Raw genomic sequence first — 12,376 nt, forward strand, 5'->3', positions numbered from 1 at the left:
ACTTGTTGACTACCTTTGCACTCGCAAAATGGAAGGGGTGGTTTCCTTCCGTATTGATATAAATTTCATAATTTATAGTTTTTTGGTTAGTTAATAGCATAAAAACTCAGTCATTATTTGACTGAGTTTTTTTGTTTTAATATATTTGGAACAACTTTTGCAAGAACAGTCAGTAAAAGACAAAGTAAGTTATGAAAAAAATAATACTATTCTTAATATTGATTTTAACTGTAAGTTTTGACTCTCATAATGATGACGCCTATGATGTGGGTGAATGGTTTAAGTTTCGAATCCATTATGGGTTTGTCAATGCAGGTTATGCCACGCTTGAAGTAAAAGACGCCACCATCAATAATAAAAAAGCATTTCATGTAATTGGGAAAGGATATACCACAGGGATGTCTCGATTTTTCTTCAAAGTAGATGATTTATACGAAAGTTATATCGATAAAGAATCTGGGAATCCATCCCAATTTGTAAGAAAAATAAACGAAGGGGGCTATACCAAAAGTCAAGAAGGGTTTTTTAATCAAGCATCTAATAAGATTTTGGTGAAAGATTATAAAAACAAGAATGAAAAAACCTTTGTAATTCCCAAAAATACTCAAGATATCTTATCGGCTTTCTATTATTTAAGAAATTATCCAAGTATTGATAAAATTAATCCTGGGGAATCGATCGTGATTGATATGTTTTTTGATGATGAAACCACAAAATTTAAGTTAAAGTTTATAGGTCGTCAAGATATTACCACTAAATTTGGCGTCGTGTCTTCAATGGTTTTTAGACCATTAGTTCAATCAGGACGTGTTTTTAAAGAACAAGAAAGTTTAACTGTCTGGATTTCAGACGACGACAACAGATTGCCTATTCGAATAAAAGCAGAGCTTGCGGTAGGGTCAATCAAAGCAGATCTAGATGCATTTAAAGGATTAAAAAATCCGTTTAAAATAAAAAACTAATGAACATTAATGCGAATAAAGAAGCAATTTTAAAAGAAATTGAACTTAAATATGATTCCATAAATCAAAAAACAGAAACGCAACTCGAGGGCTTACTTTGGTCAAAACCCATTACATATTGGGATTATATCCAAACTGATGCCTTATTGAATTTACAAATTCAAAGAACGACACTCCCAGATGAAATGGTTTTTATCATGTATCATCAAGTAAATGAATTAATTTTTAAAATGATTCTTTGGGAAATGAATCAAATTGGTTATTCTCAAAACAGTAATGCCGAATTTTTTTCAGAACGATTAATGAGAGTGAGTCGTTATTTTGATATGCTTACCACATCATTCGGTATTATGGAAGAGGGCATGGATGTTGATCAATATATGAAATTTAGAACTACTCTTACTCCTGCAAGTGGTTTTCAAAGCGCACAATATCGCTTAATAGAATTTTCTTCTACTGATGTAATTAACCTTATTGACTATCGTTTTAGAAATAAAATAAAGGTTAAAGATTCTTATGAAAATGCATTTGAACATTTGTATTGGCAAGCTGCCGGAAAAGATTATCAAACAGGTGAAAAATCCTATTTGCTAGAAGAATTCGAAAAAAAATACAAAGGGATTTTCATGCGTCACATGGAAGAATATAGCACCATTAATATTTGGCAAAAATTCAAACAACTACCAGAAATAGAACAAAAAAAACTGGAAATTATAAAGGCAATGCGTCATTTTGATTATACGGTAAATATTACTTGGGTGATGCAGCATTTAAATGTTGCCATAAAATACATCGATCAAAGCGGTAAGGGAGATGGAGAAGCTACTGGAGGAAGTGATTGGAAAAAATACATGCACCCTAAATACCAACGAAGGATATTTTTTCCAGAATTATGGAGCGATGAAGAGTTGGCTAATTGGGGTGTAGAAAAGTAAGTTGAATTAAAAAAAAGAGACGGTTTGAAGCAGGTATTCATGATTATCATAGTATTAACCACAATACTATCTTGTAATAAGTCTAATGATAAATCCGAAAATGTAGTTAAGGTTAAAACCGTAAAACCAATTGCAGACAATTCTGATTTTGGGTTTAATTATTCTGATTTTAATGTTGTACAAGATACTGTAAAAAGAGGGGATACTTTTGGAACAATTATAGATAAACAAAATATTGGAGATAGAAGAGTATTTGAGATTGTCAAAAGTGTAAAAGACACTTTTGATGTTAGGGTAATACGACCTAATAAACCTTATACGATGCTTCGGTCAAAGGATAAAACAAATAAGTTACAGGTTTTTATTTATCAACCCGATGCTATAAATTATTATATTTTTGATTTACGTGATTCTGTAGTTGTAGCTCATAAAAGAACCAGGCCCATAACCATTAAAAGAAGATCTATTGGCGGGGTTTTAAAAGGATCTCTATCAGAAACCTTAGGTAATGCAAGTGTTGAAGCAGCTTTAGCTAATAAAATAACAAAAATATATTCTTGGTCCATTGACTTTTTTAAACTTAAAAAAGGGGATCGATTTGGCATCATTTTTACGGAAAGATTTATTAATGATTCTGTATATGATGGAGTAGAAGATCTGGAAGCGGCATTTTTTGAATATAAAGGTAAAATCATATATGCCTTTCCTTTCGCTCAAAACGAATCTTCGGGCAAGATTGAATATTACGATGAAGAAGGTAAGACATTAAAAAACTTCTTTCTTAAAACCCCTATTAAGTTTAGTCGAATAACGTCTCGATTTACAATGAGTAGGTTTCATCCTGTACAACACAGATGGAAAGCTCATAAGGGGACTGATTATGCTGCGCCAACAGGAACGCCTATTTCAACTACCGCAGCGGGAATAGTTGAAAAGACGGGATATACAGCTGGAAATGGTAATTATGTCAAGGTGAAACACAATGGAACTTATTCTACACAATATTTACATATGTCAAAAATATTGGTGAGACGTGGTCAACATGTAAATCAAGGAGATGTGATAGGAAGAGTAGGTAGTACGGGATTAGCTACTGGTCCTCATGTGTGTTATCGATTTTGGAAAAACGGTAAGCAAGTAGATGCCTTAAAATTAAACTTACCAAATGGAGAGCCGATGTATGGAGCTAATAAAACTCGTTTTTTAAAATATATAGAGCCCTTAAAGTTTGAATTAGATAGTATAGCTAATTTATAATTTTAATCATAGTTTACATAATTTAGAGAGAACAGGTCAATTTATAATTGATTTTGTTCTCTCTATTTCATTGTAGCCCTATTATCTTTTCTATTTCTATTAAATTGTTATATAAATCAAAAGTGTTTATCATTTAAAACTAAATTCTGTATTTTTGCAAAAAAAATAATATTAATATTAGAATCTCGATATAAATGGCCTTAAATACAATAAATCCTACAGATACCCTTTCGTGGGGGAAGCTTCAGAATCATTTTACTGAAATGCAAAAAGTTTCTATGAAAGAAATGTTTGAAGAAGATAAATCAAGAACTGAAAAATTTAATCTACAATGGAATGATTTTTTAATTGATTATTCTAAAAACATTATCAATCAAGAAACAATTACTTTATTGTTGGATTTGGCAAATGAAGTGGGACTAAAAGATGCAATTGCTGAATATTTTGAAGGAGCATTAATAAATCAAACCGAAAATAGAGCGGTTCTTCATACTGCCTTAAGAGCTAAGGAATCAGCTGTTGTAAATGTTAATGGTGAAAATGTAGTCCCAGAAATATATGATGTAAAAAGTAAAATTAAAGCTTTTACAAATGAAGTAATTTCAGGAGCTAGAAAGGGATATACAGGAAAAGTATTTACTGATGTGGTAAATATTGGTATTGGTGGATCTGATCTTGGCCCTGTTATGGTTGTGGAAGCCTTGCAGTTTTATAACAATCAGTTAAATGTTCATTTTGTTTCAAATGTAGATGGAGATCATGTAAATGAGATTATTAAAAAGTTAGATCCAGAAACTACTCTTTTTGTAATTGTTTCTAAAACGTTTACAACTCAAGAAACATTGACCAATTCGGAGACAATTAGAAAATGGTTTTTGAAATCAGCAACTCAAGAGGATGTTGCGAAACATTTTGTTGCGGTTTCTACTAATATTCAAAAAGTTACCGATTTTGGAATTAATCCTGATAATGTTTTTCCAATGTGGGACTGGGTTGGTGGACGATTTTCCTTATGGAGTGCAGTTGGACTTACTATAAGTTTAGCAATTGGCTTTGATAATTTTGATGAATTATTAGGTGGTGCTAATGAAATGGACGATCATTTTAAAACGGCAGATTTTGATAAAAATATGCCAGTGATTTTGGCTTTATTAAGTGTTTGGTATAATAATTTCTTTGGTGCCGAAAGTGAAGCATTGATTCCTTATACACAATATTTACAAAAACTAGCTCCCTATTTGCAACAAGGAACTATGGAGAGTAATGGTAAAAGTGTAGGGAGAGACGGTAAGCCAGTTAATTATGAAACGGGAACTATTATTTGGGGAGAACCAGGAACAAATGCACAACATGCTTTTTTTCAATTAATCCATCAAGGGACAAAATTAATTCCATCAGATTTTATTGGTTATGTAAAGCCATTATATGGAGATGAAGATCACCACGATAAATTGATGTCTAACTTTTTTGCACAAACTGAAGCTTTGATGCAAGGAAAGTCGGCAGTCCAAGTTCAATCAGAATTTGATAAACAGGGACTTTCAGCCGATAAAGCTAAATTCCTTCTTCCATTCAAAGTGTTTAATGGTAATAAACCTACCAATACTATTCTTATTGATAAATTAACACCAAATTCTTTAGGTTCGTTAATTGCATTATATGAGCACAAAATTTTTGTACAAGGAGTGATTTGGAATATATTCAGCTTTGATCAATGGGGTGTAGAATTAGGGAAACAGTTGGCTAATTCTATTTTGGAAGAAATCAATACTGAAAAAGTTAAAAGTCACGATAGTTCAACTGAATTTTTATTGAATTATTTTTTGAAGAATAAATAAATTATATTTTTTTAATTTGTTATAAAAAAACTCGAATTTTACTAAAACTCGGGTTTTTTTATTTTTCCCAACTCTGTATTTTATATTTACTTTTTTTACTGAATTGCTATTTTCAGTGGGTTATTGAGGTTTATTTCGCATTATTTTCTGTAAAATGAATGATTTATTGATTTTTTATTTGAAAAAATATTATTTGAAAAAAAAATTTCTTAACATTGCGTTAACTTTTTAAGGTAAAAATGTTATAATTTTGCCAAAAATTAATAAACTAAATAAAAATGAAGACAATGAAAAATTGGTTACTCTCTGGATTACTGTTTTTAGTAGCTGTAAGTGCATTTTCTCAAGGGAAAATAACTGGAACAATTACTGATGGTCAAGGTTCATTACCTGGTGCTAATGTTGCTATTAAAGGTTCAGCAACTGGAGTATCTGCGGATTTTAATGGTAAATTTTCAATTAATACTACAGTTACATCTGGAGAATTAGTTATTTCTTTTATAGGTTTTGAACCTAAAACAATCAAATTCTCTGTTGCAAATGGTACTACAAAAAATGTAGGAGCTATTGTTTTAACTTCAAATTCTAACGATTTAGATGAAGTGGTTGTTACAAGTACTATTCTTGGAATTGCAAAAGACAGAAAAACTCCAGTTGCTGTTTCAACAATTAAAGCATCTGAAATTCAAGAAAAATTAGGAACTCAAGAATTCCCTGAAATCTTAGCAAATACACCTTCAGTATATGTAACTAAACAAGGTGGTGGTTTTGGAGATTCAAGGATTAATATTCGTGGTTTTGATCAAAAAAACGTAGCTGTTATGATAAATGGTGTTCCTGTGAATGACATGGAAACGGGTGCTGTTTATTGGAGCAACTGGGCTGGACTTTCTGATGTAACTTCTGCTATGCAGGTTCAAAGAGGTTTAGGTTCTTCAAAATTAGCTATTTCATCTGTTGGGGGAACAATAAATGTTGTTACTAGAACTTCAGAAATGAAAGAAGGCGGGTCAGTTTCTACAGGTTTTGGTAATGCAAATTATTTAAAAGTTCAAGGTTCTTACTCTACAGGATTAATGAAAAACGGTCTTTCAGCTTCTGTATTGTTAAGTTCAACTACTGGAGACGGTTATGTTGACGGAACTAAATTTGAAGGGAAAAATTATTTTATTGCTTTTGGTTATAAACCAAATGACAAACATGATATTCAATTTACTTTTACAGGTGCTCCTCAATGGCATCACCAAAGAAGTTTTGCAAATCCATTATCAGAATATATTAAATATGGTAAAAATGGAGAGCCAAATATTAAATACAACTCAGATTGGGGTTACAAAAATGGTGAAGAATATTCTTTTTCTAGAAACTTCTATAGTAAACCGGTTGCCTCTTTGAATTGGGATTATAAAATCAATGACAAGACAAAATTATCATCTGTATTCTATGGTTCATGGGGTAGAGGTGGAGGAACGGGAAGTATAGGAAAAAGTCCTTATTCTTCAGCTTATAAAACTGCTGATGGTTTGCTTCCTATTGATGAATTCGTTAAATACAATACTGGCCAATCTAATTCAGTGGGTACAACTGCTGTGCCTTACCTTAAATCAGTTGGTGGAGAACGTATCGCAAGTTCTTCAAGTTCTACTGGTGGTTTTATTAGAAGAGCGTCTATGAATTCACATAACTGGTACGGTGCAGTTATAGATTTAAATACAAAATTATCGGATAAATTGACTCTTGATTTTGGTGTTGACGCAAGATCATATGTTGGATTTCATTACAGAATTTTGACTGACTTACTTGGTGCTGATGGATTTAAAGATACTTCAGATAAAAACAATCCATCAAGAGTGTTATACAAAACGTACGATGCTACACCAAGCTTGAATCCTTTTGTAAATATTAAAGATCAAGAAAAAATTGCTTACAATAACAATGGTTATGTAAACTGGTTAGGTGCTTTTACACAATTAGAATATTCTAATGAAAACCTTTCTGCATTCTTTCAAGGAGCAATTTCTGAGCAAGGATTTAAAAGAGAAGATACTTTCCTTTATTTAGCAACCGATCCTCTTTATAAAACTAAATTTGAAAATTTATTAGGTGGAAACGTAAAAGGTGGAGTTAATTATAACATCAGCGAAAAAAGTAATGTATTTGTAAATTCAGGTTTTTACTCTAAACAACCATTCTTTAATGCGGTTTATCCAAATAGTCAATCTATAGTAGCTTCAAACTTAGTTAACGAAAAAGTTTTAGGTTTAGAAGGGGGATATGGTTTCCGTTCTTCAATGTTTAGTGCTAATTTAAATGTGTATTACACTTCTTGGAAAGACAGATACCAAAGAAATTCTGATTCAGCGGCTGATAATATTGGTGGATATTATGACTTTAATGGTCTAACTGAAATTCACTCAGGTGTTGAGCTTGAAATGAATGCTAAGCCATTACCAAAATTAAGCTTGAATGCAATGGTTTCTATTGGAAACTGGATATATAAAGGGAACGTAGCTAGTAATAGATACGATGCTGAAAACAATAAAATAAGTGGTGGTACTTCTACAACTTTATACTTAGATAAATTAAAAGTAGGTGATGCTGCTCAAAATACAGCTAGTATTGGAGCAAGATATGAAGTGTTTGAAAGAGTAAGTTTAGATGCTAACTATAGAGTTGCTGATAAATTATATGCTTCAATTGACCCTACTAAATTTACAACTGAACAAAATGATGGAACATTACAATTGCCATCTTATGGTTTAATGGATGCAGGTTTTTCATATAAAATGTTAGTTGGTAAAGACAAAGAAGATTCTGTTAGTTTTAGATTAAATGTAAACAACGTTTTAGACGAAGTTTATATCTCTGAATCAAGAACTAATAACTTTGCTACAGGTAATACACCTACTTATGATGGTGTTGCTACTACAAATCAAGTTTATTTCGGATATGGAAGAACTTGGAACTTTAGTTTGCGTTACAACTTCTAAGAGTTAAATTAATATATACTAAAACGGCATTCACTTTAAGTGTAATGCCGTTTTTTTATGCTTTTTTGTTTATATTTGTTTTAAAAAAATAATTACTCTATGTACGAATTTATTGTAAAATTTCATTCTGGTTGGGCATATTTAGCTCTTTTATTGTTAGTTGTTGCAGTTTTTAATGCTGTTCTTGGTTTAGTTGGTAAAAAAGAATTTACTGCTAAAGACAGAAAAATTGCTATTTTTGGATTGATAGGGACACATACGCAATTGTTGATTGGATTGATTTTGTATTTTATTTCACCAAATGGGTTTTCTGCTATTGTTAATTCAGGAATGGGTGAAGTAATGAAAAATGCTTCACTTAGATTAACTGCTGTAGAGCATCCAGTGATTAATATTATTGCAATAACGCTCATTACAATAGGCTGGTCAAAGCACAAAAAATTAACAACAAGCGAATCTAAATTTAAAACATTTACTATTTTTTATACGTTAGGTTTAGTACTAATTTTAAGTAGAATACCATGGAGTTTGTGGTTTTAAAATAAAAAAAAGTCCTTTTTACAGGGCTTTTTTTATCTAGGTACGGTTTTTGTAAAAATGCATTACATAAAAAAGAAATATGAGAAAATTAATAACATTGTTTTTTTTAATAGCTATTATAGGTTTGGCAAGTAGTCAAAGCTCCATTGCGGATAAGATAAAAACATCTCTACAAAAACCTACAATACAAAAAGACACTGTAAAAAAAACAAAAACGATAATTGCACAGCAAGAAGTGGAGAAAGACACTTTGACAGAAAAAATGGGAAAATTGCTTCCTTATAAAAAAGGGTCACATGCTTCTTATTATGCTGACAAATTTCATGGTCGACGTACTGCTAGTGGAATCCCATTTGATATGAATAAGTATACTGCTGCCCATAAAAAATTCCCTTTTGGTACTAAATTAAAAGTGACAAATGAGGCAAACGGTAAGTCGGTTATTGTAGAAGTTATTGATAGAGGTCCTTTTGTAAGATCAAGAGAAATTGATCTTTCTAAAAGAGCTTTTATGGAAATTGCTAAAAATAAAGGGATAGGAGTTATGACAGTTACTATTGAAGTTTTTACAAAATAACTATATAACTATCCCCATGTTTTATAGGGATTAGCGCTTAGATAAGAATTGTAATAGCGCTTGTCATTTGTTACTTCTTGTCCTAGCCAGTATGGTTTTTCGAAATTTTCATTTTCTGAAGTAAGTTCTATTTCGGCCATAATTAGGCCTTCGTTTTCTCCGTGAAATTCATCTATTTCAAAGGTATGATTATCTACTTTTACCTCAAAACGGGTTTTGTCAATTATCCCTTTTTCACATAGTTCAAGTAATTTAGTTGCTTCGTCGATTGAAATTTCTTTTTCCCATTCAAAACGTGACATTCCAGAGCTATTTGAAACTCCTTTTACGGTCATAAATGCACGATCTCCTTTTGTTCGAACTCTAACAGTTCTTTGTGGAACGGAGCTTAAATAGCCCTGTTTAATTCTGTTCTGAGTAAAAGCTTCTTTTTTGAATGCTTCTGAGGTAACCAAAAATTTTCGTTCTATTTCAATCATTTCTTATCGATTTGTCTTTTTTTGTAGCTTCTTCCAGCACTTCACTGTATCTTTCTTATACTGAACTAGGTTTCAAAATCTTGAAACTAGTTCAGTATAAGAAAGGATGTCGCTTCGATCTGGGCTAAAAGATGACATCAAATGTATCAAATAATTCCCTTCATTTGAATGTTTTCAAGTAAAACCTATTTAAATTTGTGTCATGCTTGATAACCCAATTAATAGAAAAATTATTCACATTGACATGGATGCATTTTATGCTTCTGTAGAGCAAATGGATAATCCTGATCTACGAGGGAAGCCCATTGCAGTTGGGGGATCAGAAAACAGGGGGGTCGTTGCTGCTGCTAGTTATGAGGCTAGGAAGTTTGGAGTACGTAGTGCGATTAGCGGTGTCATGGCTAAAAAAAATTGTCCAGATCTTATTTTTGTAAAACCTCGTTTTGATAGATATAAAGAGATTTCTGGAAAAATCCATAAAATTTTTAGAGAATATACGGATTTGATTGAACCGCTGTCGCTAGATGAAGCCTATCTTGATGTAACAATAAATAAAAAGGGAAACCCCAGCGCGAGTTTATTAGCCGAAGAAATTAGATTACGCATTTTTAAGGAAGTAGGGCTAACAGCTTCTGCAGGAATTTCTATTAATAAATTTGTTGCTAAAATAGCCAGTGACTATAATAAACCGAACGGACAGAAAACAGTAAATCCGGATGAAGTTATTTCATTTTTGGAAGTATTGCCAATTCGAAAATTTTATGGAGTTGGAAAAGTGACCACTGAAAAAATGTATCAGTTGGGGATTTTTACGGGAGTTGATTTAAAAAGTAAATCATTGGAGTTTTTAGAGAAACATTTTGGGAAATCGGGTAGTTTTTATTACCATGTCGTACGTGGAATTCACAATAGCGAAGTTAAATCGGATCGGATAACTAAATCAGTTGCTGCAGAACATACTTTTGACGTTAATCTTTCGTCGGAGGTTTTCATGATTGAGCAATTAGATAAAATCGCTACATCATTAGAAAAAAGATTGAAAAAACATACGATTTCTGGAAAAACAGTTACCTTAAAAATTAAATATAGTGATTTTACACAGCAAACAAGAAGTAAAACACTTCCTTATTTTATTTCAGACAAAGGGTTGATTTTGGAAACAGTTAAGGAACTTTTGTATCAAGAAAAGATGAAAGATTCTGTAAGATTACTTGGGATATCCATGGGGAATCTAAATACTGAAGTTAAAAAAGCGGTTGTAGTTCAACTTAGATTTGCATTTTAAGTAAGGGAATGTGTAAGGTTCAACAATAGTTAAAACATTCTTATTGGTGTATTATTTTTCGAATATCAATTATATTTGATAAAAATAAGTCTCATGATTAACTTTGAACACTACGAAAATGCTGTCGCTGAACATCATAAGAGTATAAGAATAAAAACGACTCCAGTATCTTCTTGGGATTTTCATTGTGTCATGATAAATGATATGAAAAATTCATTTATAGATTTTAATATGTTAGAGCAAATTGCCTCTATGTATAAATGGAATAATCCATATTGGGATATAAAAAATAAGCTTTCAGAAGAAGAAGTGATTATTGTAACTGATGCTCAGTTGTCGATTGTTTTTGCCTCGCAAAACATCACTAAAATGAACGGTTATACACCAGATGAAGTGATTGGTAAAAGTCCAAGTATGTTTCAGGGGAAAAAGACTAGTGCTTTTGTATCAAAACAAATTAGAAAAGCAATTCAACTTAAGCAACCATTTGAAAAAAAGATTTTGAACTATAAAAAAAATGGAGATATATACACCTGTTTAATTAATGGTTATCCCATCTATAATGTAAGCGGTGAATTTTCACACTTCATTGCTTTTGAAAAAGCAGCATAAAAAAACCCTTCCAAATTTGAAAGGGTTTTTAAGAGAGCTATTTTTTCAGTCTTTACTTGAAAGCTTAGAGAGTAATCGTAAGAATTCGATATACAACCAAACCAAGGTTATCATTAACCCCATGGCCCCAAACCATTCCATGTATTTTGGCATTTTTTCTTGGACTCCTTTTTCTATTCTGTCAAAATCCAAGAATAAATTTAAAGCAGCAATTATAATTACGAATACGCTAATTCCAATACTCATCATGGAATTTCCGTAGTGTACTGGTTGAAAACTAGTGAACATAGAAAATACCCATGAAATAAGATAATAAGTGGCAATGGCAAGCGTAGCAGCTACCACCACTGATTTAAATTGTTCAGTAACTTTGACGATTTTAAATTTATATAACCCCAAACAAACAATGAATGTTACAAAAGTAGCGCCAACTGCCTGAATAACAATTCCAGGATATTTAGCCTCAAAAATTGCCGAAATCCCACCAATAAAAAGCCCTTCAAATAGCGCATAGCCAGGAGCTAAATAAGGGGAGTATTGCGGTTTGAATGCCGATATAACAACTAACACTAATCCTACAATAGCGCCACCAAAAGCTGGAACCATTGGATTCATGCCATTGAAAGTCATCCACCAGATAACCATCGCAGAAGCAGTAAGTAGCATGAATAAAAGCAGTGTTTTATTGATTGTTCCAGACAGAGTCATTTCTTGATTGTAATCAATGAAGGTGGCCTGATGTACTTGATCTTTGCTTGTAGCAGAAAAAGATTTATTATTTAAAAAAGGATTTTTCGATTTGAATTCCATAGTAGTTGAACTAATTTTTATCAAAGATAAATGAAAAATAAACGAAGCACAAAAAAATCCGTCTTGTTTGATTTCTTACAAGACGGATTTT

11 protein-coding genes are annotated in these 12,376 nt (G+C 31.8%); 9 read left to right on the forward strand and 2 right to left on the reverse strand.

Going from position 1 to position 12,376, the window contains the following annotated elements; genetic code table 11:
- Positions 1–191: 191 nt before the first annotated feature.
- The 7 genes from AB3G34_RS15220 (at position 192) to AB3G34_RS15250 (ending at position 9,099) form a co-directional block, all read left to right on the forward strand.
- Positions 192–962: a DUF3108 domain-containing protein gene (locus tag AB3G34_RS15220; RefSeq protein WP_367772987.1), complete on the forward strand. Its 771-nt coding sequence runs from the start codon at positions 192–194 to the stop codon at positions 960–962.
- Positions 962–1,897, forward strand: coding sequence for a tryptophan 2,3-dioxygenase family protein (locus AB3G34_RS15225; RefSeq protein ID WP_369752931.1), 936 nt, complete (start codon positions 962–964; stop codon positions 1,895–1,897). Before AB3G34_RS15220 ends, AB3G34_RS15225 begins: the two co-directional genes overlap by 1 nt.
- A 39-nt stretch (positions 1,898–1,936) precedes the next feature.
- Positions 1,937–3,154, forward strand: a complete 1,218-nt coding sequence (locus AB3G34_RS15230; protein ID WP_369752932.1) for a peptidoglycan DD-metalloendopeptidase family protein — start codon at positions 1,937–1,939, stop codon at positions 3,152–3,154.
- 194 nt (positions 3,155–3,348) lie between these two features.
- On the forward strand, positions 3,349–4,992 hold the full coding sequence (pgi, locus tag AB3G34_RS15235) for a glucose-6-phosphate isomerase (RefSeq protein ID WP_369752933.1): 1,644 nt from the start codon (positions 3,349–3,351) through the stop codon (positions 4,990–4,992).
- A 278-nt stretch (positions 4,993–5,270) separates the two neighbouring features.
- Complete coding sequence (locus AB3G34_RS15240; RefSeq protein WP_369752934.1) at positions 5,271–7,982, forward strand: TonB-dependent receptor; 2,712 nt, start codon at positions 5,271–5,273, stop codon at positions 7,980–7,982.
- A gap of 99 nt (positions 7,983–8,081) precedes the next feature.
- Complete coding sequence (locus tag AB3G34_RS15245) at positions 8,082–8,522, forward strand: hypothetical protein (protein WP_367772991.1); 441 nt, start codon at positions 8,082–8,084, stop codon at positions 8,520–8,522.
- Between the two features lie 79 nt (positions 8,523–8,601).
- The gene (locus AB3G34_RS15250; protein ID WP_367772993.1) at positions 8,602–9,099 is read left to right on the forward strand and encodes a septal ring lytic transglycosylase RlpA family protein; all 498 of its coding nucleotides are present in this window, start codon (positions 8,602–8,604) and stop codon (positions 9,097–9,099) included.
- Positions 9,100–9,107: 8 nt separating this feature from the next.
- Here AB3G34_RS15250 and AB3G34_RS15255 read toward each other — a convergent pair whose 3' ends face one another.
- A complete protein-coding gene (locus AB3G34_RS15255) occupies positions 9,108–9,578 on the reverse strand; it encodes a CYTH domain-containing protein (protein ID WP_369752935.1) in 471 nt (156 codons plus the stop codon).
- Positions 9,579–9,780: 202 nt separating this feature from the next.
- On the opposite strand from AB3G34_RS15255, the gene dinB reads away from it, so the two are divergent.
- Both dinB and AB3G34_RS15265 read left to right on the forward strand, forming a co-directional pair.
- Positions 9,781–10,863: a DNA polymerase IV gene (gene dinB / locus AB3G34_RS15260; protein WP_369752936.1), complete on the forward strand. Its 1,083-nt coding sequence runs from the start codon at positions 9,781–9,783 to the stop codon at positions 10,861–10,863.
- A 93-nt stretch (positions 10,864–10,956) separates the two neighbouring features.
- Positions 10,957–11,475, forward strand: coding sequence for a PAS domain-containing protein (locus AB3G34_RS15265; protein WP_367772997.1), 519 nt, complete (start codon positions 10,957–10,959; stop codon positions 11,473–11,475).
- A gap of 45 nt (positions 11,476–11,520) precedes the next feature.
- On the opposite strand, the gene AB3G34_RS15270 is transcribed toward AB3G34_RS15265, so the two are convergent.
- On the reverse strand, positions 11,521–12,285 hold the full coding sequence (locus AB3G34_RS15270) for a Bax inhibitor-1/YccA family protein (protein WP_369752937.1): 765 nt from the start codon (positions 12,283–12,285) through the stop codon (positions 11,521–11,523).
- Between the last annotated feature and the right edge of the window lie 91 nt (positions 12,286–12,376).

The organism is Flavobacterium sp. WC2409, assembly GCF_041200085.1.
Classification (GTDB): domain Bacteria; phylum Bacteroidota; class Bacteroidia; order Flavobacteriales; family Flavobacteriaceae; genus Flavobacterium.

Coding starts and splice junctions, on each gene's coding strand:
- AB3G34_RS15255 (WP_369752935.1), bottom strand. CDS start 9,578: ATGATTGAAATAGAACGAAAATTTTTGGTTACCTCAGAAGCATTCAAA.
- dinB (WP_369752936.1), top strand. CDS start 9,781: ATGCTTGATAACCCAATTAATAGAAAAATTATTCACATTGACATGGAT.
- AB3G34_RS15230 (WP_369752932.1), top strand. CDS start 1,937: ATGATTATCATAGTATTAACCACAATACTATCTTGTAATAAGTCTAAT.
- AB3G34_RS15220 (WP_367772987.1), top strand. CDS start 192: ATGAAAAAAATAATACTATTCTTAATATTGATTTTAACTGTAAGTTTT.
- AB3G34_RS15225 (WP_369752931.1), top strand. CDS start 962: ATGAACATTAATGCGAATAAAGAAGCAATTTTAAAAGAAATTGAACTT.
- AB3G34_RS15265 (WP_367772997.1), top strand. CDS start 10,957: ATGATTAACTTTGAACACTACGAAAATGCTGTCGCTGAACATCATAAG.
- pgi (WP_369752933.1), top strand. CDS start 3,349: ATGGCCTTAAATACAATAAATCCTACAGATACCCTTTCGTGGGGGAAG.
- AB3G34_RS15270 (WP_369752937.1), bottom strand. CDS start 12,285: ATGGAATTCAAATCGAAAAATCCTTTTTTAAATAATAAATCTTTTTCT.
- AB3G34_RS15250 (WP_367772993.1), top strand. CDS start 8,602: ATGAGAAAATTAATAACATTGTTTTTTTTAATAGCTATTATAGGTTTG.
- AB3G34_RS15240 (WP_369752934.1), top strand. CDS start 5,271: ATGAAGACAATGAAAAATTGGTTACTCTCTGGATTACTGTTTTTAGTA.
- AB3G34_RS15245 (WP_367772991.1), top strand. CDS start 8,082: ATGTACGAATTTATTGTAAAATTTCATTCTGGTTGGGCATATTTAGCT.